The 22,081-nt window shown below is 70.9% G+C and carries 17 protein-coding genes; 11 read left to right on the forward strand and 6 right to left on the reverse strand.

Going from position 1 to position 22,081, the window contains the following annotated elements; all coding sequences use genetic code 11:
• Positions 1-104: 104 nt before the first annotated feature.
• From JYK02_RS21575 to JYK02_RS21595, 5 genes are all read left to right on the forward strand, one after another.
• A complete protein-coding gene (locus JYK02_RS21575; protein ID WP_431603473.1) occupies positions 105-1,187 on the forward strand; it encodes an IS630 family transposase in 1,083 nt (360 codons plus the stop codon).
• A gap of 169 nt (positions 1,188-1,356) precedes the next feature.
• Entirely contained in the window at positions 1,357-1,839 is a 483-nt protein-coding gene (locus JYK02_RS21580; protein WP_207053655.1) for a hypothetical protein, read from the forward strand.
• 128 nt (positions 1,840-1,967) lie between these two features.
• A complete protein-coding gene (locus tag JYK02_RS21585) occupies positions 1,968-3,590 on the forward strand; it encodes an ATP-binding protein (RefSeq protein WP_207053657.1) in 1,623 nt (540 codons plus the stop codon).
• Between the two features lie 382 nt (positions 3,591-3,972).
• Complete coding sequence (locus tag JYK02_RS21590) at positions 3,973-4,293, forward strand: cupin domain-containing protein (protein WP_207053659.1); 321 nt, start codon at positions 3,973-3,975, stop codon at positions 4,291-4,293.
• 122 nt (positions 4,294-4,415) lie between these two features.
• Complete coding sequence (locus JYK02_RS21595; protein ID WP_207053661.1) at positions 4,416-5,315, forward strand: MBL fold metallo-hydrolase; 900 nt, start codon at positions 4,416-4,418, stop codon at positions 5,313-5,315.
• A 12-nt stretch (positions 5,316-5,327) separates the two neighbouring features.
• On the opposite strand, the gene JYK02_RS21600 is transcribed toward JYK02_RS21595, so the two are convergent.
• The gene (locus JYK02_RS21600) at positions 5,328-7,601 is read right to left on the reverse strand and encodes a sensor histidine kinase (protein ID WP_207053664.1); all 2,274 of its coding nucleotides are present in this window, start codon (positions 7,599-7,601) and stop codon (positions 5,328-5,330) included.
• Positions 7,602-7,874: 273 nt separating this feature from the next.
• Between JYK02_RS21600 and JYK02_RS21605 the strand changes: the two genes are divergently transcribed.
• The 3 genes from JYK02_RS21605 (at position 7,875) to JYK02_RS21615 (ending at position 12,629) form a co-directional block, all read left to right on the forward strand.
• Entirely contained in the window at positions 7,875-10,109 is a 2,235-nt protein-coding gene (locus JYK02_RS21605) for a tryptophan synthase alpha chain (protein WP_207053666.1), read from the forward strand.
• Between the two features lie 145 nt (positions 10,110-10,254).
• Positions 10,255-11,268: a hypothetical protein gene (locus tag JYK02_RS21610; protein ID WP_207053668.1), complete on the forward strand. Its 1,014-nt coding sequence runs from the start codon at positions 10,255-10,257 to the stop codon at positions 11,266-11,268.
• A gap of 149 nt (positions 11,269-11,417) precedes the next feature.
• The gene (locus JYK02_RS21615; protein ID WP_207053670.1) at positions 11,418-12,629 is read left to right on the forward strand and encodes a peptidylprolyl isomerase; all 1,212 of its coding nucleotides are present in this window, start codon (positions 11,418-11,420) and stop codon (positions 12,627-12,629) included.
• Positions 12,630-12,632: 3 nt separating this feature from the next.
• Here the strand turns inward: JYK02_RS21615 and JYK02_RS21620 are convergent, their stop codons facing one another.
• On the reverse strand, positions 12,633-13,130 hold the full coding sequence (locus JYK02_RS21620) for a hypothetical protein (RefSeq protein ID WP_207053671.1): 498 nt from the start codon (positions 13,128-13,130) through the stop codon (positions 12,633-12,635).
• Positions 13,131-13,340: 210 nt separating this feature from the next.
• Here JYK02_RS21620 and ppk1 point away from each other — a divergent pair, with 210 nt between their 5' ends.
• Positions 13,341-15,506 carry a polyphosphate kinase 1 gene (ppk1, locus tag JYK02_RS21625; protein ID WP_207053673.1) on the forward strand — a complete coding sequence of 722 codons (2,166 nt, stop codon included), beginning with the start codon at positions 13,341-13,343 and terminating at the stop codon, positions 15,504-15,506.
• Between the two features lies 1 nt (position 15,507).
• Here ppk1 and JYK02_RS21630 read toward each other — a convergent pair whose 3' ends face one another.
• The 4 genes from JYK02_RS21630 to JYK02_RS21645 form a co-directional block, all read right to left on the reverse strand.
• Entirely contained in the window at positions 15,508-16,080 is a 573-nt protein-coding gene (locus JYK02_RS21630) for a hypothetical protein (protein ID WP_207053674.1), read from the reverse strand.
• Positions 16,081-16,207: 127 nt separating this feature from the next.
• Positions 16,208-17,350: an App1 family protein gene (locus JYK02_RS21635; protein ID WP_207053677.1), complete on the reverse strand. Its 1,143-nt coding sequence runs from the start codon at positions 17,348-17,350 to the stop codon at positions 16,208-16,210.
• Positions 17,351-17,381: 31 nt separating this feature from the next.
• Entirely contained in the window at positions 17,382-19,235 is a 1,854-nt protein-coding gene (locus tag JYK02_RS21640; RefSeq protein ID WP_207053679.1) for a glycoside hydrolase family 15 protein, read from the reverse strand.
• Positions 19,232-20,326, reverse strand: a complete 1,095-nt coding sequence (locus JYK02_RS21645) for a glucose 1-dehydrogenase (RefSeq protein ID WP_207053681.1) — start codon at positions 20,324-20,326, stop codon at positions 19,232-19,234. The genes JYK02_RS21640 and JYK02_RS21645 overlap by 4 nt, the downstream gene beginning before the upstream one ends.
• A 172-nt stretch (positions 20,327-20,498) precedes the next feature.
• Here JYK02_RS21645 and JYK02_RS21650 point away from each other — a divergent pair, with 172 nt between their 5' ends.
• Positions 20,499-21,044: a hypothetical protein gene (locus JYK02_RS21650; protein WP_207053682.1), complete on the forward strand. Its 546-nt coding sequence runs from the start codon at positions 20,499-20,501 to the stop codon at positions 21,042-21,044.
• 113 nt (positions 21,045-21,157) lie between these two features.
• Positions 21,158-22,075, forward strand: a complete 918-nt coding sequence (locus JYK02_RS21655) for an ABC transporter ATP-binding protein (protein ID WP_207053684.1) — start codon at positions 21,158-21,160, stop codon at positions 22,073-22,075.
• The last annotated feature ends 6 nt before the right edge of the window (positions 22,076-22,081 follow it).

The following is a 22,081-nucleotide window of genomic DNA, read 5'->3' on the forward strand; positions in this document are numbered from 1 at the left end:
GACCGCGCATGAATCCCGATCGGCTCGGAGGGTAGGCAGGCGCTGGGAGCTGAAGGAAAGGGGCAGGAGCTCGCGCCGTTCGGCCTTGTGTGCGCAAGAACCGGATGAAGAAGCGAGCCCTGCCTCAGGGAAGGCAACAGCTGCGCCTGCGATGTCCTGACCGCAGGCGGCTGATTCGCTGGGGAGAGAGGACTGGCTGCCCGCTCACCCTGCGGCGGTGCCTGGCGGTAGCGAAGGTGGCCAGTGGTCAGTCACGGGCGCAAGCAGCGCGGCAGTTGCTGTGCGCCACGTCCACGGTGGTGTCCGCGGTTCAGCGCTTCCAGAAGTCAGGCCGAGAAGGCCTCTCGGACAGGCGCGCTCAGAATGGGCCACGCAAAGTGGACGAGCGATTTCGGCAGACGCTGCGCCGGGTGCTGGAAGGCACGCCGCAGCAGTCCGGTTGGCGGCGCACGACGTGGACGCGCGAGTTGCTGGTGCGTGAGGTGCAGAGGCGAGGCCGGGTACGCGTCTCGCCCGCGACGATGGGACGCGCCTTGGCCTCGGTGGGAGCCCACAGAAGGCGTCCGCGTCCCGTGGTGCGCTGCCCTTGGCCGGAGCGCCGACGTCGACGGCGCCTCTGGCAGCTGAAATGCCGTGCGGCCTTCGCCCGGCCCGACGAGCCCGTGCTTTTCGAGGATGAAATGGACGTGCACCTCAACCCGAAAATCGGCCCCGACTGGACGTTGCCCGGACAGCGCAGAGAGGTCGTCACTCCCGGCAACAACCAGAAGCGTTTCGTGGCAGGGGCGCTGGATGCGAGCACGGCCCGGATGACTTGGGTGCAGGGGGAGAAGAAGACGAGTGCGCTCTTCATCGACCTGGTGCGCGCCGTGGACGCCGCCTATCCCAGAGCGAAGCGCCTACATTTCATCCTCGACAATGCCGCCACCCACTCCAGCAAAAAGACGCAGAAGGCGCTGGAGGCTCTGGGTGAGCGGCTGGTGCTGCACTTCCTGCCGCCGTACTGCCCGGAGGGCAACCGCATCGAGCGCGTGTGGTGGGACGTGCACGCCAACGTCACCCGCAACCATCGCTGCAAGAAGATGGAGGCGCTCATGACCGAGGTGGACGCCTACCTCGACGCACGGAACACCCAGAAGTCCGCCAGCCCCTTGCTGCGCGTCGCCTCCGCTCGACGCGCAGCTTGAGACCGTTCGAGAATCACGATCGGTCGTTTAGCGCGCAAGCAGGCAGTCACCAGACATCTTCGCGGAATCTTCGTGAACGAAGGTTTGCTTGAACTTCGTGTCAAAGCCGTATGGCCTTCGCGTGACCGTCTCGCCCGTGGGGCGGTCATTTCCAGGAAGGTCTTCCGTGATGAACACCCGTTCGTGGCTGGTGCTGTCGACGCTGGGGTTGTCTTTGTCGGCGCCTCTCGGCGTGGCGCAGACGCGGTCCAGCTACGTCGATGCCACTTCCTACCTGTCCTCCCGGCCGGAGTATCCGGCGTGGCTGGAGCTGCGCTCGAACCTGAAGGCGGACTTCGACGACATCTGTGGGGACACGTTCTGCGAGGGCGACTACAGCAACATCCAGTCGCTGCGCTTCCAGTGTTCGGTCAACAGCAAGACAGGCGTCATCGGGCAGTGCGTCTGGACGTTCGCCGCGAGCAACGAGGAGATCAACCCCACCACGGGGGCCATCACCGTGCAGACGCAGACCTGGACCTGCCAGAGCCCGCTGGCCAGCGGCACCACGATGACCGCGCTGCTGGCGGCGCTCTCCGGCCCGTCGCCCCTCTACGCGACGCTGCCCGGCACGAGCACCACGCTCTACGCCGGCCTGGGTGACTGCCTGTAGAAGGCAACACCGTCTCACGGCGTCAACGCACGTCCCGATCCGGACACCGTGCACGCCTGGCGAGGCCGCGTCTTCGAGGGAGCAGCATTGGACCGTGGCGGGCCCGGCTGATGCAGAGCCGGCCCGCCATGATTCCAGACCTCGCCCAACTCGCTGCCAGGGGAGAATCCGCCACACTCGAGCTGAAACGCTCCACAGGTGAATTGCGCGAGGCGATGCACACGCTCTGCGCCTTCGCGAATGGGCAGGGCGGCCGGGTGCTCCTTGGCGTAAAGCCTGGCGGGGAACTCATCGGTCAGCAGGTGAGCGAACAGACCCTGCATGACATCGCGACCGCGCGGGAGCGCTTCGAGCCCCCGCTCGACCTGCACATCCAGACTGTGGAGGTCACTTCGGGGCGCAGCGTCCTCGTGCTCACCGTGGGCGGTATCAGTGATTCCGTGCCGTATACCTTCGACGGCCGCGCCTACGAGCGGGTGGGAAACACGACCCGCAAGATGGCGCAGGAGCGGTATGAGTTGCTGCTGCTGGAGCGTGCGCACAGCCGTCGCCGCTGGGAGAACCAGGAGGCCGACGAGGTTTCCCTCCAGGAGCTGGACCGCGAGGAGGTGATGCGCATCGTCGAAGCGGCGCGCTCCGCGGGACGGCTCGTGGGACCTGTAGGACGGGGCCTGCCCGAGCTGCTCGACCGTCTTGGCGTCCGCCACAGGGGAAGGCTCTTGCGCGCGGCGGTCGTGCTCTTTGGCAAGACCTTCCTTCCCCACCATCCGCAGTGCGAGCTGCGCATGGCCCGTTTTCGCGGCACCGACAAGACGGAGTTCCTCGATCAACGCAACGTGCGTGGACCGGCGTTCCGGTTGCTTGAGGAAGCCGAGCTGTTCTGCCAGCGGCATTTCCCGTTGGCTGGCCGCATCGAACCAGGCCGACTGCAGCGCGTGGACCGTCCACTCATTCCACCGGATGCGATGCGCGAGCTGCTGGTCAACGCCTTCATCCACCGGGACTACAGCATCGCGGGTGGCGCGGTATCGCTCGCCATCTTCGATGACCGCGTGGAGATCTGGAGCGCGGGGCGGTACCCCAAAGGCATCACGCCTGAATCGCTCGTGCGTCCGCACCTCTCGGTGCAGCGCAATCCCATCATCGCGGAGGTCTTCTATCGGGCGGGGCTCATCGAGAAGTGGGGCCGGGGCACGAACCGCGTCGCCGAGATGTGCCGCGCCGCCGGGCTCTCCACCCCGGAGTTCGCCGAAGTCACGGGCGCCGTGGTCGTCACGCTGCGGGTAAATGTGGGACAGACCCTGTCAGCGGATCGGGGGGAGCTGCCATCCAATTTTGGAGAGCCATCAGCGGATTGGGGGGAGTTGCCATCCGATCGGGGGGGGTTCCCGCCGGCGGATCGGGGGGAGTTCGCGCCGGATCGGGGGGAGTTCGCGCCGGATCGGGGGGAGTTCGCAGCGGATCGGGGGGAGCTCAAGGAGCCGGAAGAAATCGACCCCCAATCTCGGGAAATCATTGAAAAGCTAGGACTCCGGCCCAGAAAGGCGGCCCTGCGCGAAGCCATCCTGGCGCTCACCTCACTTCGGCCCTGGCACCCCGCGAAGCTTGCCAAGGTGCTCCACTTCAGCCCGGACAAGCTGACGGAGCGGCACCTCAAGGCCATGGTCGAAGAGGGTCTCCTCGAACGCACCCATCCTGATAACCCCAAGCATCCCGCCCAGGCGTACCGGGCCGTGCGTCGGGATGGGTGAGGCGACAGCCTTCAGGAGCTCAGCGTCGTCCCCCGGGGCTGCCCGTTCTTCACCACACGCTGGGGCCTCCGGCAGCGGACACCCCGGCCCCGGGGGCGGGCCTGCCGTCCGGTGAGGCAATCCCTATCTTACCGGCGCTTTTCCGTCGGATACCGGACCGGCCCTCGCGGCAGGGGGTGAAACACAGGCCCGGACAATGGCAGAAAGCAAGACAACCCAAGAGGGGGTGGGACCCGGTCCCCCCTGAAGGAGTCCCTGTCGCATGAGCACGATTCTCCGGACCCCACCCCTCGCTGGCGGACGTCCCCCTCGCTGGGACTCGCGCCGCCGGCCCCCGTCCCCTCCGGTCCCCGCTCCCCTTCCCCTCGTGGAGAAGGTGAATTTGGCCCGCGCCTCCACCGACCTGCCGGCGCCTGGCATTGCCCGGACCGTGGGCACCCTCCACGGTCAGCCCATGCACCTGGTGCGGCTGACGGGCACCAGCCCCTGGCACCAGCACGCCACCGGGGATGTCCTCTTCTTCGTCACCCGGGGCGCCCTGCGCGTGGAGCTGCGCGAGCGCGCCGTGGACCTGGAGGAGGGAGACCTGCTCATCGTCCCCCGGGGCGTGGAGCACCGCTCCGTCGCGCCAGGTGAGGCGCTGGTGCTGATGTCGGCCCCGCCGCTCGGCGGTGAGGCAGCCGGGCAGTCTCCCGCCCCCTGACGGACCTTCCGACGCCCCCCAGGCGGGCGAGCCCCTGTCCCGCCCCGGGTGTGGTGATTCCTCCCAGGGGGAGCACGGCGCACTTTTGCCCTGAACGAACGGACCCGGGAGCAGGAGCCGCCATGCGCATCCACCACCTGAACTGCACCACGATGTGCCCGCCTGGCCGGCGGCTCATGGATGGGCGGCGCGGCTTCACCGGCCCGGCGGCGCTCGCCTGCCACTGTCTGGTGTTGGAGACGCCGCGCGGTCTGGTGCTGGTGGACACCGGCTTCGGCCTCAATGACGTGTACGCGCCGCGCGTGCGGCTCAACGGCCTGTTCCGCGACGTGCTCTGCCGCCCCGCCCTGGCGGAGGAGGCCACCGCCATCCGCCAACTGGAGCGGATGGGCTTCCAGGCCAGCGACGTGCGCGACATCGTCCTCACGCACCTGGACTTCGACCACGCGGGCGGCCTGGATGACTTCCCGCACGCGCGCGTGCACGTGCTCGCGGACGAGTACCGCGTGGCCACCGCGCAGAAGAGCTGGCTGGACCGCGCGCGCTTCCGCCCCCAGCAGTGGTCCAAGGAGACGCGCTGGGAGACCTACGTCCCCCACCGCGGCGAGGGCTGGTTCGGCTTCGACTGCGTGCGCGAGCTCACCGGGCTGCCGCCGGAAATCCTGCTGGTGCCGCTGGTGGGCCACACGCTGGGACACGCGGGCGTGGCCATCGACACCGGGGACGGGTGGCTCTTGCACGCGGGCGACGCGTACTTCTACCACGGGGAGATGGACCTGGACCGCTACCGCTGCACCGCGGGCCTGCGCGCGTACCAGAAGCTGATGCAGAAGGACGGGTGGATGCGCTGGTACAACCTGCGCCGGCTGCGCGAGCTGGTGCAACACCACGGCGACCAGGTGAAGGTCTTCTGCGCGCACGACTCGCTGGAGTTCGAGCGGCTGGAGGAGCGCGAGAAGCTGCCCCCGGACTTCCCCATCCAGCCCGGCCTCGTCGCCCCCGTGCCGTCGCTGCACCTCTAGCCAGGACAGACGTCACTGCTGGAGCGGAGGGGACTCCGCCACGGACGTCTCCTCCACCGGCCGGGGGATGCGCGGCAGGTCCACCGTGAAGGTGGCGCCGCGTCCCGGCACGCTGTCCAGGTGGATGACGCCGCCGTGCGCCTCCACGAGCTGGCGGGCGATGTAGAGCCCCAGCCCATAGCCGGCCTCCGCCTCCGCCTTGCGGGAGCGCTCCCGCTCGAAGCGCTCGAAGACGCGGCGCTGGGCCTCCGGCGCGATGCCCACGCCCTCGTCGCGCACGCGCAGCCGCGTGTGCTCCACGTCCAGCGCGGACACCGACACCGTCACCGGGTGCCCCCGGCCGAACTTCAGCGCGTTGGACAGGAGGTTGGTCACCACCCGGTCCAGGCGGATGCGGTCCCACTGCCCCACCTGCCCGGGCTCCACCTCCAGCTTGAGGTCGCAGCCCGCCTGCGCGGCGGCCTCCGCGAAGCGCTCCACCACCTCGCGCGCCAGCTCCCCCAGGTCCACGGGCGCCGCGTCCAGCACCCGCTTGCCGGAGGACAGCCGGGACAAATCCAGCAGGTTGTGGAGCAGCTGCCCCAGCCGCTGGGCCTGTCCTCGCGCGGCCACCAATCCCTGACGCACGTCCTCGTGGCGGCCGGCCGCCTGCGCGCGCTGCACCTTGCTGAGCAGCAATTGCAGCGCATGCAAGGGATTGCCCAGGTCGTGCGCGGTGACGGCGATGAGGTCCACGGCCTCGCGCGCCTCGCGCAACAGCCGCGTGTTCTCCAGCGCCAGGGCCGCGCGGCCGGCCAGTTCCTCCACCAGCACCTGGTCCGCGTGCGTGAAGCGGCGGTGGCCCCGGGCCGTCATCAGCACGAAGGCGCCCAGGGTCTGGCTGCCCGCGCGCAGGGGCACCACCATCGACGACCCGATGGCGACGCGCTCGATGAGCACCAGGTGCTCGTCCGTCTCCGCGGAGGCCTCCACGTCCTGCGGCTCCACCTCCACGTCCAGCTGCGAGCGCCCGGTGCGCATCACCTCCCAGACGACCGGGGGCATGCCCGCACGGGGCGGAAAGCGCCGCAGGGACTCCCAGAGGCTCGCCTCGCGCTCGGGCTGCACGTGCGTCACCGCGCGCGGCCGCAGCTCGCCCGCGGGCGTGAGCAGGTAGAGGATGCAGCCGTCCGCCACCTCCGGCACCAGCAGCCGCGCCACCTCCGCCGCCGTCAGGTCGGGGTCCGGGGACTGATGGAAGACGCGGCCGGCCTCCGCGAGCAGCTCCTGCATCCGCTCGTTGCGCCGCTGCTCGGTGATGTCGCGCGTCACCACGGAGAAGCCCTGTGGCCTGCCGTCCTCGTCGCGCAGCGCGGTGATGGACACCTCCGCCCAGAAGCGCGAGCCGTCCTTGCGCAGCCGCCAGCCCTCCGTGCGCAGCCGGCCGTCCTGCAACGCCCGGGACAGCTCCCGCTCCGGCTTGCCCGCCGCGGCGTCCTCGGACGTGTAGAAGACCAGGGAGGGGCGGCCCAGGATTTCCGCCTCGCTCCAGCCCTTGATGCGCTCCGCGCCCGGGTTCCAGCTGGCCACCCGTCCGCGCGCGTCCAGCAGCACCAGGGCGTAGTCGCGCACGCCCTCCACCAGCGCCTGGAAGCGGTGCGCGCTGGCCGCCGCCTCGCGCTTGAGCGGGTGCAGCCGGCGGTGGAGCACCCACGCCAGCGTCGCCGCCAGCCCCAGCCCCAGCAGGGACGCCACCAGCAGCAGCGCCGTCTCCCAGCGGTCCGTCAGCAGCGCCGCATGGTTCTCCCGCGCCAGCCGCGCCAGCACCTTGCGCTCCAGCCGGGCCTGCGCCTCGCGCACCCGCCCGTGGGCCCGGGCCAGCCGCTCGCGCGCCAGCTTCTGCTCCCGCGGCGTGGGGGTGTCCAGCAGGGCGCGCAGGGCGGTGTCGTGCACCTGCTCGGCCTCACCCACCTCCTCCAGGAGCGCCTGGTCCTCGGCGGCGGTCAGCCGTTCGCGCAGCCGCTGCTCGGTGTCCAGGAAGCGTTGCCGGGCCCGCGCCGTGTCCTGCACGAGCGACTGTCCGCCCGCCAGCAACGCGCTGTTGGCCAGGGACACCTTGTCGCTGAAGGCGCGCCCCAGCTGCCCCACCTCCTGCAGGTCCAGGGAGCGCTCCATCACCCGCGACTGCACGGAGTTGCGCGTCGTCAGCAGCGCGCCCACCGCCATGGCCAGCAGGACGAACGCCAGCACGAGGCTCGCCCCGAGCCCCCACCCGTCCTCCTGTGCCAAGCGCCTGGGACCTGCCATGGGTGTCCCTTCCCCGCCGGACGCACGTGTCCGCTCTCGCCCCCGCGTCCGTTCACGGTGGGGGCCCCCCGCCCCCGCGCCCACCCCCCTCCCCGGTCCACGCGGTGTCCACCAGTGCGCGCCTTCCCGGCGGGCGGGGTGGGACAGTGACGCCTTTCCGACCGCTGGCGACCCACCGGGGCTTGCCGCCGCTTCGCGGGCACCGGTCGGGTCCCCACCCTCGGACGCGGGTCCGATGACGGGCGGGCCCTTCACGGGTGGCGGGAACGGGGCATGGGGCGGACAGGCTGGCTGGCGGGATGGGTGGTCCTCCTGGGGCTGTGGACGGCGTGCGGCCGGACGTTGCCCGACGACACGTCCTCCGGGCTGTTGAGCCAGAAGCCCCCGTCCTTCTGCACGCGCATGACGTGCGAGTCCCAGGGGCTGGACTGCGGCTACGCCATCGACGGGTGCGGCGGCACGCTCCACTGTGGCGAGTGCGCGGAGGGCCAGGCCTGCGGCGGAGGCGGCGTGCCCAACGTCTGCGGCCCCATGCCCTGCGTGCCCACCCCCTGCGCGGCGCGGGGAGCCACCTGCGGCGCGCTTAACGACGGCTGCGGCGGCGTGCTGGACTGCGGCACCTGCGCGACGCCGGAGGTCTGCGGAGGCGCTGGCGTGCCCAACGCCTGCGGGCCCCCGGCCTGTGTCCCCGCCACCTGCGCGGCGCTGGCCAAGAACTGCGGGCAGGTCGCGGACGGCTGCGGCGGCGTCCTGGAGTGCGGCGCCTGCGGACCGGACGAGACGTGCGGCGGGGGCGGCACCGCCAACGTGTGCGGCCGCGCCCCGTGCGTCCCCACCACCTGTGAGGCCCTGGGCAAGGACTGCGGCCCGGTGTCCGACGGCTGCGGCGGCGTCCTGGAGTGCGGCGCGTGCGGCGAGGGGCTCACCTGCGGCGCGGCCGGCGTGGCCAACGTCTGCGCCACGCCCCAGTGTCAGGCGGCCACCTGCGCCACGCTGGGAAGGGACTGCGGCGAGGCTCTGGACGGCTGCGGCGGCGTCCTGGAGTGCGGCGCCTGCGCGGCGGACGCGACGTGCGGCGGAGGCGGACAGGCCAACGTCTGCGGCGCCGGCACCTGCGTGCCCACCACCTGCGCGGCCCTGGGCGTCAACTGCGGCCGGGTGTCCGACGGCTGCGGCGCGGTGCTGGAGTGCGGAGGCTGCCTCGGCTCCGAGTCGTGCGGCGGTGCGGGGGTGCCCAACGTCTGCGGCAAGGCCGCGTGCACGCCGTCCACCTGCCAGGCGCTGGGCAAGAACTGCGGGCAGGTCGCGGACGGCTGCGGCGGGATGCTCGACTGTGGCGCGTGCGCGGAAGGCCAGGCGTGCGGCGGGGGCGGCACCGCCAACGTCTGCGCGGCGCCCGGCTGCCGCCCGGCCACCTGCGGCTTCCTGGGCGCGACGTGCGGCGCGGTGGCGGACGGCTGCGGCGGGACGCTGGAGTGTGGCACCTGCGCGGCGCCAGAGACCTGCGCCGGCACGGGCGTGCCCAACGTCTGCGCGCCGCCGGAGCCGCTCTGCGTGGACCGGGACCTGGGCAGCGCGCTGCCGGTGTCGCTGACGGGCTCCACCGTGGAGGCCCGGGACGACCACGCCGCCTCCTGCGGGGGCGCGGGCGCGCCGGACCGGGGCTACCTGTGGACGGCGCCGAAGGCGGGCACCTTCACCTTCGACACGGCCCGCTCGGCCATCCGGTCCGTCATCGCCGTGTACGCGGACGGCTGCGGCGGCGAGGAGCTGGCGTGCGCGAAGGACGGCATCAGCTACGGCGGCGGGTCCCGGGTGGCGGTGACGCTGACCCAAGGCCAGCGCGTCCTGGTGACGGTGGACGCCCTGGCCGGCGAGTCCTTCACCCAGGGCTCCTTCCAGCTCCACATCGACGAGCTGCGCTCCAGCGAGGCCGGGGCCTGCTTCGACAACATGGACAACGACGGGGACCGCTGGGTGGACTGCGCGGACACCGAGTGCCGCGACGACCCCCGCTGCAAGGGCCAGGGCTGCGCCCACCACGACCTGGGCAGTGCCCTGCCCCTCACCTTCCAGGGGGAGACGGCCCTCTCCGGCGACGGCTTCCAGGGCACCTGCGGCGCGCTGCTCCAGCAGGACCGCGCCCACCTCTGGACGGCGCCCAAGGCCGGCACCTTCGTCTTCGACACCTCCCCCGCCGGGGACCCGGACGCGGGCGGCCACGCCCTGTACCTCCTCACCGGCTGCCGGGGTACGGAGCTGGGCTGCGCCGCGAACCCACATCCCACGACAAAGGACGCCCCGGCGCTGAAGCTCACCCTGGCCCAGGGGCAGACGGTGCTGGTGGTGGTGGACGGCATGGCCCGGCCGGACCGGGACACCCCCATCCGCTACACCCTCCACGTCACCGAGTGGGTCGCCTCCGAGGCCGGCCACTGCCACGACGGGGCGGACAACGACGCGGATGGCCGGGCCGACGACGCGGACCCGGACTGCCGGGAGCCCTGACGCGCTGTGACAAAACCGGGGTGTCCCACCCACCTTCTCAGCAGATGTGAGGTGCTACGCAACTGATCGGCGGCTGCTGCGATAATCCCGGCAAGTCGTCCGCATCCCTTCCCAATTTCCTCGAACTCCGACGAGGGAGCCCCAAATGAGCCTGATCGACCGCGCCCGCAGTGCCGTCAGCAACACCATCCGCCACGTGCAGCAGGACCCCATCAAGGCGGCGAAGGACATCGGGACGCAGGCGAAGAAGGGCTACGACACCTTCAACAAGGTGAAGACGGCCGTGAAGGACGGCTTCGACAACGTCAAGAGCCTGAAGACGGACGGTTTCAAGGCGACGTTGAAGGGCAACGTGGACAAGCTGGTCTCCAAGGCCACGGACCCGAAGACCAAGCTGGACCTCAAGGGCAAGCTGGGCATCGCGGGCGGCGCGGTGGGCACCATCACCAACGCGGTGAAGCTGGTGGGCCAGGCCGGCACGGCCATCGGTGACGTGCGCAACGCCGTGCGCTCCGGCTCCAGCGAGGATTGGAACAAGGCGCTGGGCTCCGTCGCCACCGCCGGCAAGACCGCGGTCAGCACCGTCAAGGGCGGCCTGGAGCTGGCCCGCGACGTGAACAAGTTCGGCAGCGCGTACAAGGCCGCCAGCGGCGCCTTCAAGGCCGCCGTCCCGGGCGCCGGTCCCAAGCTGGCCCGCGCCGCCGCCGGCGCCGCCGCCAAGGCCGCCTTCGAGGGTGGCGCTTCCTCCGCCATCAAGAACGGCGTGCGCACCGCCCTGAAGACCGCCGTCAGCGAGTCCGGCGTGGCCCTGAAGGCCGCCACGGGCACCGCGACCCGCGCCGCCGCCAAGGCCGCCCTGTCCGAGGGTGGCAAGGCCGCCGCCAAGGCCGGCGCGACCGCCGCCGCCAAGGCCGCCGGGGGCACCCTGGCCAAGGCCGCCGGCCGCTTCGCCCCGGGCGCGAACATCGCCATCGCCGCCTTCGACACGGCGAACGCCATCTCCACCCTGCGCGACCCGAACGCCAGCACCACCAAGAAGGTCACGGGCGTCATCACCGCCGTGGGCTCCATCGCCGCCGCCACCAACATCCCGGTGGTCAGCCAGGTGGGCGCCGCCGTCTCCGCGGTCTCCAGCTTCGTCGGCGGCCTGTTCGGCTAAGCAGGACGCAGTGACGTAGAGGGCCCCGGGCTGCAAGAGCCCGGGGTGTCCCCGGAGGGCCCTTTTCTGGTAGGCACCGTGGCCGAGTGAGACGCGCTCGTTTCAATCCCCTCTGGGACCACGGTCGCTACCTGCCAGGAGGCCCTCCGGTGGCCACGAAGAAGAATCCCCCTGAGAAGTCTCCGGCCGCCAAGGCGTCCGGCCCGTCTTCCGCCCCGGCGAAGCCGGCGAAGTCCGCCGCCGCCCCTTCCGGAAGCCCCAAGCCCCCCGCCAGCGCGAAGCCCGCGCAGCAGGCTCCCGCCCCCGCGCCGGTCCCCGTGCACCAGTTGGTGCAGCGGCTGCCCATCGCGCCCGGCCTGGGCCACCAGGCGGACCTGCCGGAGGTGAAGGCCCCGTCGCTGGAGAACCTGAACATCCGCGTGCCCCAGGGCGAGGACCTCACGGAGGAGGACCTGCTGGAGCGCTTCCACGAGCTGGCCCGCGCGAAGGCGCAGGTCCGCCAGCGCGCGGAAGGGGAAGCCCTGGCCATGGGCGACGACGTGCAACTGGACATCCTGGGCTACGCCAACGGCCGCCTCATCCCGCTGAGCACGCGCGTGGGCTACTGGATGGAGCTGGCCCCCCAGGTGATGCTGCCCGGCTTCTCGGAGGTCATCGCCGAGGCCAGCGTGGGCGACAGCGTGGAGGTGGGGCTGGTGCTGCCGGACAACTACCCGGCGGAGCAGCTGCGCGGCATGCCGGCGCGCTTCCTGGTGGACGTGAAGGCCGCGCGCGAGGTGCGCATGCCCGACACGGAGTCGGACGCGTTCCTCCAGCAGCTGGGCCGCGGCTCCACGCATGAAGAGGTCATGAGCTCCATCGTGGAGGAGATGGAGGGCGAGATGGCCGACATGCTCTGGGTGGACGCGCGCAACCGCGTGCTGGACGAGATCGTCGCCCGCTCCAACGTCACCGTGCCCAAGGCGCTGGTGGACGAGGAGATCCGCCGCCGCTGGCAGCAGGCGGAGGGCGAGGTGCTGGCGCAGAAGTTCTTCAGCCTGGAGGAGCAGCAGGAGGCGCTGGACGGCTGGCTGCACCACCCGGGCATCCGCGAAGACGTGGAGCGCCGGCTCAAGATCGCCCTGGTGCTGCGCGCCATCGCGCAGCGGGACAAGCTCCAGCTCACGCCCCAGTACGCGCTGGAGCTGCTGAAGGAGTCCTCGGAGCCCTTCGGCATCACCGAGGCGCAGCTGCGCGAGTCCATGCTGGACCCGGCCGCGTCCGCGCAGATGACCGACGTCGCGTGGCACCTGCTCGCCGTGGAGCACGTGATGACGCAGGCGCGGGTGACCTTCGAGGGCGCCGAGGCCGGGCTGGCCTAGCCGCTAGCCCGCCGGGTTCTTGGGCCCGGCCGGCTGCCCCGGCGCGACGAAGGTGCCCGTCGCCGGGTCGATCTGCCAGGCCGAGTACTGGTGCGTGAGCACGTCGCGCACCTGCCCCTGCTCGTAGCAGACGGAGTAGACGACGAAGACCTCGTTCACGAAGTTGGGGCGGCCGTAGCGGTAGCAGTCCTGGTCGCCCTGCTTCTGGAGCGTGAGCGGGTTGCCCAGCAGGCCCCCCACCTCCTGGGTCGTCATCCCCGCGCGCAGCACCTTGATGCCGTGCGGCGTGACGACGGAGAAGGACGTCCCGTTGAGGCGCCACAGGGAGAAGAACCCCAGGGCGAGCACCACCGGCACCGCGGCGGCCACGAACCAGGTGAAGGTGAAGCGGCTGGACTTCTTCTGGGCCCCCTCACGGAAGGCCGTGAACAGGGCATCCGGGGACGTGTCCGCGGGGACACCCTCCGAGGCGGTCTGAAGCGGGGCGTTGGGAGTGCTCACCCTTCTTGAATGCCGCCACTCTCCGCCGGATTCAAGCGCTGGACTGACAGCGGGGCCACGGCCCGCACGCCCCGCCGGCCACTGCCCGGGGTGTTCAGGGTGGGATACGCCCGGATGTCCGGTACCTGGACGAACGTACGAGTTCACAATCCACGCGGTGCGGGGCTGCTAGAGGGCACACCCTGAGGCTCATCTCGAGGAGTCACCGTCATGGCGAAGCGCGCCGCCGCGAAAAACACCACCCAGAAGACCCTGGACCGGGACGTCGTCCCGCCGGGCATGGAGCTGCCGGACAGCGACCTGTTCTTCAACCGGGAGCTGTCGTGGCTGGCCTTCAACGACCGGGTGCTCCAGCTGTCGGAGTCCCCGGAGGTGCCGCTGATGGAGCGGCTGAAGTTCATCTCCATCTACGCGCGCAACCTGGACGAGTTCTTCATGATCCGCGTGGCGCGGCTGCACGAGCAGATCGCCGCGCGCGTGGGGCGCCTGGTTCCCGACGGCGCGTCCCCGGGTGACACGCTGGACAAGCTGCACACGGGCATCCTGGAGCAGGGCCGGCGCCACGCGGACTGCTTCGAGAAGGTCCTGCGCCCCGCGCTGGCGGAGAAGGGCCTGCGCATCCTGTCCATGAAGGAGCTGGACGCGGACCAGCGCGCGCAGGTGGATCAGCGCTTCCGTGAGCAGATCTTCCCCGTGCTCACGCCGCTGGCCATCGGGCTGGGGCGGCACTTCCCGTACATCTCCAACCTGTCCCTGAGCCTCGCGGTGCTGCTGCGCGACCCGGTGGCGGAGGAGGAGAGCGTCGCGCGGGTGAAGGTGCCCAAGGAGATTCTGCCCCGCTTCGTGCCGCTCAAGGGGGGCACGCTCTTCGTGCCGCTGGAGGAGATCATCGCGCAGCACCTGGGGGACCTGTTCCCCGGGATGGAGGTCCTCAACTGGAGCCTCTTCCGCGTCACGCGCGACGCGGACTTCACCGTGTCCGAGGACGCGGAGGACCTGCTCAAGGCGGTGGAGACGGAGCTGAGCCAGCGCCGCTTCGGGGACGTCATCCGCCTGGAGATCCAAGCGGGGATGAACGCGAAGCTGCTGGAGCCGCTGGTGGAGGCGCTGACGCTGGAGCCCCGGCAGGTGTACGAGGAGCACGGCCTGCTGGACCTGGCGGACGTGATGTCGCTGGCGATGACGCCGGGCTTCTCCGAGCAGCGCGACCCGCCGTGGACGCCGGTGACGCAGGCGCGGCTGCGCACGGACAACGAGTCCCCGGACGGCGGGGGCACGGTGATGTCCGCGATGCGCCGGGGCGACCTCTTGGTGCACCACCCCTACGAGTCCTTCGCCTCCTCCGTGGAGCGCTTCGTGAGCGAGGCGGTGGAGGACCCGGACGTGCTGGCGCTGAAGCAGACGGTGTACCGCACGTCGGACAGCTCACCGCTGGTGCCCGCGCTCATCCGCGCGACGGAGCACGGCAAGCAGGCGGTGTGCATGGTGGAGCTGAAGGCCCGCTTCGACGAGCGCACCAACATCCGCTGGGCGAACGCGCTGGAAGAGGCGGGCGTGCACGTCGTGTATGGGATTCCCAGCCTGAAGACGCACGCGAAGGCCATCCTCATCGTGCGGCGCGAGGGCGAGCGGGTGCGGCACTACGTGCACATCGGCACGGGCAACTACAACCCGAAGACGGCGCGGCTCTACACGGACCTGGGGCTGTTCACCACCGACCCGGACATTGGCGCGGACGTGGCGGACGTCTTCAACTTCCTCACCGGCTTCGGCCGGCCGCGCTCCTTCCGCAAGCTGCTGGTGGCGCCGCTGACCATGCGCGAGGGGTTGCTGGAGGAGATCAAGAAGACGCAGGCGGCGCACACGCCGGAGGCGCCCGCGCGCATCCTGATGAAGATGAACGCGCTGGTGGACCCGGGCATCATCCGCGCGCTCTACGACGCGTCCCGCGCGGGCGTGCGCGTGGAGCTCAACGTGCGCGGCATCTGCTGCCTGCGGCCGGGGGTGCCCGGCGTGTCGGAGAACATCCGCGTCGTCTCCAACCTGGGCCGCTTCCTCGAGCACCCGCGCATCTACGCCTTCGACCGGGGCCCCACGTCGCGCTGCTACATCGGGTCCGCGGACCTGATGCCGCGCAACCTGGACCACCGCGTGGAGATATTGGCGCCCGTGGAGGACCCGGCCCTGGCCGCGCAGGTGAAGGACGTGGTGGAGCGCTGCATGGTGGACACCAGCGGCGCGTGGGAGCTGGGCTCGGACGGCACGTGGCGGCGGCGCACCGCCGCCACGCCCACCGACAAGCGCTCCGCCCAGGGAGAACTCATGGAGCGCGCGCTCCGCATGGTGCAGATGCAGAGCGGCCGCCCCGTGGGGTGAATCAAATCTCGTGGTTCACCAGGTTGAACACCGCCACGCGGTGCGACTGGGGGAACAGCACGATGAACAGGTGGTTCCAGTCAGACGCGCCCGGAGCCACCAGGTACGTGGAGTAGAAGTAGCGGATCTGCACGGGCTCCGTGCCGTTGCCAATCTCCGTGAGCAGGGCCGGGTCCAGCGCCTCGAACTTGAAGAGCGTGTCGGACAGCGTGCTGAACGGCACCGTGCCCCGGTCCTGCCAGGGGAAGTAGCTGTAGTCCTGCGACAGCGCGAACACCGACTCCACCGCGTCCGACAGCGTGGGTGCCTGCGGGGACGACCAGGGGAAGCCGTAGACGTCCAGCGTGCCGTCACACCAGTTGTTGTGCGCGTCGCAGTCGTCGTTGCCGGCCTCCATGATGGACTCGAGCAGCGGCGTCGGACCCTCCCACTCCAGCTCGATCTGGCTCAGCTTCGACTCCACCGTGCGCACGGACTGCGCGGGCTCCGGCGTCGGCTCGGACGGCGTGTTGTCGCACGCGCCCAGGAGCAGCGCGGAGGCCAGCACGGACCACTTCAGGGTGTTTCGCATCATGTTGACGACCTCGGGGGGAATGAAGCGAGGGAGGCCCGCGTCTGCCACAGCCCCCTCCCCACCCTCAAGCGACAACATGGCGCACGCGCGGGTGTCACCGCGCCGTGACGTGTGACGTTGGAAATCTTCAGCCCCGCTCGCCCAGGGCGCTGCGCGCGGCGTCCTCGCGGCGGTGGGCCTCCACCTCCGGGACCTCCTCCCAGCGGATCCACCCGGCGCGCGCCGCGTGCCTCGCGGCGGCCACCGTGTCGTCCACGACGACCAGCTCACTGCCCGCGTCGCGGATGTCCTTCGCGATGGCCTCCATCTGCGCGCCGCGCTTGGAGCTCCCCGGCACGTTGCGGATGTAGACGCAGCGGATGCGGCCCGGGTACTCGCGCACGATGGTGCGGTAGTGCTCCGCGTCCTCCTGGCCGCTGTCGCCAATCAGCACGAAGGGCAGGTGCGCCAGCGTCTCCAGCACGCCGCGGATCTTGTCCAGCTTGTGCCCGTGTCCCCCGCCCGGCGCGAAGCCGTCCCGCGACAGGCCCCAGTCACGCAAGAGCAGCGGGCCAATGGGGATGCGGTGGATGGAGAGGAACTCGTCCAGGTGCTCGTAGAGGTTCCACGGGCTGCTGGACACGTAGAAGATGGGGTTGTCCGCCGTGCCGCTCGCGCCCGCCTGGAGCGCCGCGTAGAACGCGTCCACGCCCGGGAAGGGCAGCCGCACCCGGTGCTCCGTGAGGAACAGCGCCCACGCGCGCTTGAGCGGATCCGTCACCCCCGTGGCGATGACCGTGTCGTCGATGTCGCTGATGACGCCCAGTTCCGCGCTCGTCCCCGCCACCCGCACGGGCGCGGACACGCGCGGCACGCCTTCGGCCTCCGGGGACAGCAGCTCCAGCTCCACCATGTGCCAGCCGGAGCGCACGCCCTCGGGCGGCGGCACCCACAGCTCCAGGAAGCCCTCCTCGTCGGTGACGCCCTCCCAGCGCTTGTCCCCCCAGCGCACCGCCACGTGCGCGCTGGCGATTTCGCGGGTCATGTAGCGCTTGTAGGAGGCCACGGCGCTGCTCCACAGCGTGTGGCGCTGGCGCTGCGGCGTCACCTTGCGCTCCTCCAGCACGCGCGCCTTGATGACCACGCGCTCCGGGGTGCCGTAGCCCCGGTACGGCAGGATGCGCAGCGGCGGGGCGATGCCCAGCCCCTTGCGCACGCGGCGGCTCAGCACGTCGTAGTGGGCGTCCGCCTTCACGGCGAAGCGGAACAGCAGCGGGTACAGTTCGGGCATGGCGGGTGCGCGCGAGTCTACCGTCCCCTCGTCAATCGTGGCGGCCCAACGTCCGGTCCAGGTTGTACGCGGCGCTGATGAGCGACAGATGCGTGAGCGCCTGCGGGAAGTTGCCCATCGCCTCGCCGGACATGCCCGTCTGCTCCGCGTACAGCCCCAGGTGGTTCGCGTAGCCCTGCATCCGCTCGAAGATGAGCCGCGCCTCGTCCAGCAGGTCCGGCCGCACCGGGCTCGCGCGCGTCATCGCCTCCACCAGCCAGAAGCTGCACAGGTTGAAGGTGCCTTCGCTGCCCTCGATCCCATCCAGCTTCTCGTCCGCCTCGTAGCGGAACACCAGGCCGTCCGACGTGAGCCCCCCGTCCCTCGGCGCCTTGCGGATGAGGTCCAGCGTGGAGAGCATCCGCGGATCCACCGGTGACAGGAAGAAGACCAGCGGCATCAGGAGGTTCGCCGCGTCCAGCGCTTCGTGCCCGTAGGCCTGGATGAAGGCGCCCTTCTCCTTGCACCAGCCCTTGTCCATGATCTCCTCGAAGATGGCGTCGCGCGTCTTCAGCCACTTCGAGCGGTTCGCCGGCAGGCTGCGCTTGTCCGCCAGCCGGATGGCCCGGTCCACCGCCACCCAGCACATCAGCTTCGAGTAGACGAAGTGCCGGCGTGAGCCGCGGATCTCCCAGATGCCCTCGTCCTCCATCTGCCAGTGGTCGCACACCCAGTCCACCAGCCGCCGCAGGTGACTCCAGAAGTCATACGAGATGGGCACCGCGTACTTGTTGGACAGGTACACGGAGTCCATCAGCTCGCCGTAGATGTCCAGCTGGAGCTGCTTCGCCGCCAGGTTGCCAATGCGCACCGGCTGCGCGCCGCCGTAGCCGCGCAGGTGCTTGAGCTCCTCCTCCCTGGGCACCGGTGAGCCGTCCAGGCTGAACATCAGCGGCAGGGGCCCGTCCCCGTTCTCCGCGCAGCGCTTCTCCACCCAGCGCATGAACGCCTCGGCCTCATCGTTGAAGCCGATGCGCAGGAACGCGTAGACGGTGAAGGCCGCGTCGCGCAGCCAGCAGAAGCGGTAGTCCCAGTTGCGCGTGCCGCCGGGGGACTCCGGCAGGCTGCACGTGGGCGCGGCGACAATGGCCCCGGTCGGCTCGAAGGTCATCAGCTTCAGGGCCAGCGCGGAGCGCTGCACCATCTCCCGCCACCGCCCCGTGTACTTGCACTTGGACAGCCAGTGGCGCCAGTAGTCCACCGTGTCGCGGAAGAGCTTCTCCGCGGAGTCGTGCGTGTGCAGGTGGTGGTGGCAGCCCTCGATGCCGCCCTCGCGCAGGGTGAAGACCGCGGACTCGCTCTCCTTCAGCGTGAAGTGCGCGACGACACCGTTGCCCTCCTGCTTCAGCGGGACGGGCGTCACCAGTTGCATGCTCAGCGTCTTGGAGACGAAGGCCGCGCCGCCCTTCACCACGTGCGTCTCGTGTTCGTCGCGCGCGTAGTTGAACGCCGGGAAGCACTCCATGCGGAAGGACATCTCCCCGCGCACCACGCGGATGCGCCGCAGGACCTCGCGCCCCTCCGCCCGCGCGCCCCTGCCCAGGGGCATCAGGTCGATGAGCTCCCCCACGCCATTGGGCGTGTAGAAGCGCGTCACCAGCACGTTGGTGTCCGGCCAGTAGAACTGGCGCTTCATCACCCCGTCCGGCTCCGGGGACACGCGCCAGTACCCACCCTTCTCCGGGTCCAGCAGCGCGGCGAAGAGGCTGGGGCTGTCGAAGTGCGGGTAGCACAGCCAGTCGATGGTGCCTTCGTTGCCGACCAGCGCCACCGTGCGGAGGTCCCCGATGACGCCGTGGTCTTCAATGGCCACGCCGCCCTTCAGGTCCTCGTGATGGGGATTCACCGGGCATGCTCCTGGAATGAGATGACGTGTTTGATGCCGCCCTTCGCTTCCACCACCTTCGCGAACTCCGACGGCGGGTGACGCTGGGTGATGAGCGCCTCCACCCTTCCCGGCCACTTCGCGCGGAAGCGGGCCAGGTCCTCCAGCGCCTCACGGAAGTCGCTGTCCGCCGCGTTCACCGTGCCGAACATCACCCGGTTGCCCAGGACGAGCTGCCCCAGCACCTGGTCGCCCTTCAGCTCCAGTGGCTCCTCGCGTCCGGGCACGCCGGTGAAGATGAGCACGCCGTTCTCCTCCAGCACCTGGAGCGAGTCGAAGGCCACCTTCGACGCACCCGTCGCCTCGTAGATGACGGCCACGCCGCCCAGCTGTTTCTTCAAATCCTCCACCGACACCTCCTTCGAGGAGATGTACGGCGCGCCCACCGCCTCGGATGCGGCGGCCTTCTCGTTGGGCTTGGGGCTGCGCGAGTACACCGTCACGTCGAAGCCCCCGCGCATCAGCGCCATGGCCCCCAGCTGCGCCACCGGCCCCGCGCCCAGCACCAGCGCCTTGCCGGGAGCGGGCTTCCACGGCAGGCGGGACTGGATGTGCGCCAGCTCGCGCAGGCCCTTCTCCGCGATGGTGAGCGGCTCGGTGAGCACGGCCACGCCGCGCAAGCTGTCGTCCGCCTTGTGCAGGTAGGCCGCGTCCTCCACGAAGTGCTCTGAACAGAAGCCGTGCGCGCCCTGGATGCCGCGCTCCGTGTAGTCCCCCGTCACGCAGAAGTCCGGGTGGCCGTGGCGGCACGCGGGGCAGTGCGCGTGCGGACAGGGCCGGCGCACCCGGGGCACCACCAGGTCCCCCGGCTTCAGGCCCTGCACGTGCGCGCCCACCTCCATCACCTCGCCCAGGCACTCGTGGCCCAGGATGAGGTGGTCCTCCCCCTTCGGCGCCGCGCCGTGATGGCCCTTGAGGATGTCCTGGTCGGTGCCGCACACGCCAATCTCCAGCGTGCGCACCTTGACCTGGGTGGGCGAGTGCAGCCGCGGTTCGGGAACGTCGAGGACGCGCACCTCGCGCGAGGGAAACATGACGGCGACGGCCTTCATGAGGTGAGGCTCCTTCCGGGCGAAGTGCTGAACGTCCCAGGACAAAGGGGTGCGGACTTGGGACCCCGGCCGCAACAGCCCGGGCCGCCCGCCCGCCTGCCTGGAGGGCGACACTCGCGGGCGCGTGAAACCACTGCCCCCTCGGGGGCGCGCGGGTCTATAGACGCAAGCCGTGCGTGCGCCCACCGCCTACCGACGCAGCCGCGCCACCGCCATCGGTGCCACGGCCTTCCTGATGCTCGCCCTGCCCTTCCTGGTGCTGGGGGTGTTCTTCCTCAACCAGAAGGCGCGCATGGACTTCAGATGCGAGCCCCAGGGCCCGTGCGTCCTCTCCCGCTCCAGTTGGCTGGGAGAGGAGGAGGTGGGCCGCTACGCGCCCGCGTCCATCCAGGGCGTGGAGGTGGCGCGCAGCCGCAGCACCCGCAGCGGCGCCGCGCCCATCTTCCGGGCCCAGCTGCAGACGGCCTCCGGCGTCCAGCCGCTCGCCTACCAGTGGACGGAGGACGAGGCGGAGGCGCGGGCCTACGCGGACACCGTGCGGCGCTACCTCACGGGTCCCCGCACGGACGCGCTCGCGGTGTCCCAGGACCACCGGCGGGCGTCGCTGCGCGTGGGCGGCGCCTTCACCGGCGTGGGCCTGGGCGTGCTCGCCCTCAGCGTGTGGCTGCTCTCCCGCACGCTGGCGCACCGCAGGGCGGAGCGGGCCGCCACGGCCTGAAAAGCAGCCGGCCGGGCAGCGCGGACTTCACTTCCTGTCCTACAGTGAAAGGCGCCTGCCCGCTTCCAGGACCCGCCTGTGCGACCTGGGGGCAGATGAATAGGTTCTGGCGAATGCTTCGACGCCTCATCGAGCGGATGCGGGGCCTGCGCCGGGTGGCGCCCCACCTGCTCCGGCCCGCCCACGTGAACGCGGACCGGGCGAAGATCTCCATCGCCCAGCTGGACCACCACTACGCCAACAAGGTCGTGGCGCTGAAGGACGTGAACCTCAACGTCCGCTCGGGGGAGTTCGTCTGCCTGCTGGGCCCCTCCGGCTGCGGCAAGTCCACGCTGCTCTACGCGCTGGCGGGCCACGTGTCCCCCACGGGCGGCAGCGTGGCCATTGACGGCAAGCCCATCCAGGGGCCCGGGCCGGACCGGCTGCTGATGTTCCAGGAGGCCGCGCTGTTCCCGTGGCTCACCGTGCGCGGCAACATCACCTTCGCGCTGGGCGCCCGGGGCGTGCCGCGCAGCGAGCGCCGCGAGCGGGCGGACACCTTCATCCAGCGCGTGCGCCTGGAGGGCTTCGCGGACACGCTGCCCCACCAGCTCTCCGGCGGCATGAAGATGCGCGCCAGCCTGGCCCGGGCGCTCGCGGTGGACCCCACCGTGCTGCTGATGGACGAGCCCTTCGGCGCGCTGGATGCCCAGACGCGCGTGCACATGCAGGAGCTGTTGCAGTCCATCTGGCTGCGCTCCGGCAAGACGGTGGTGTTCGTCACGCACGACGTGCAGGAGGCCCTGATGCTGGGCACCCGCGTGGTGCTGATGGCGCCCCGCCCGGGCCGCGTGGTGGAGGACCTGGAGATCCACCTGCCCATGCCGCGCTCGCTGGAGGACCCGTCCCTGGACGCCATGGCGCGCGACATCCGTCACCGCCTGCGCGCCGCGGAGGGAGCCCCGCTGGAGGCCCCGCCCGAGGAGCCCCTGCAGCGCCGCACGCGCACCCCGTCCAGCCTGCCACGCACCCGCATCGTGACCAGTCGTTAGAGGCAG

Source organism: Corallococcus macrosporus, assembly GCF_017302985.1.
GTDB lineage: Bacteria > Myxococcota > Myxococcia > Myxococcales > Myxococcaceae > Corallococcus > Corallococcus macrosporus_A.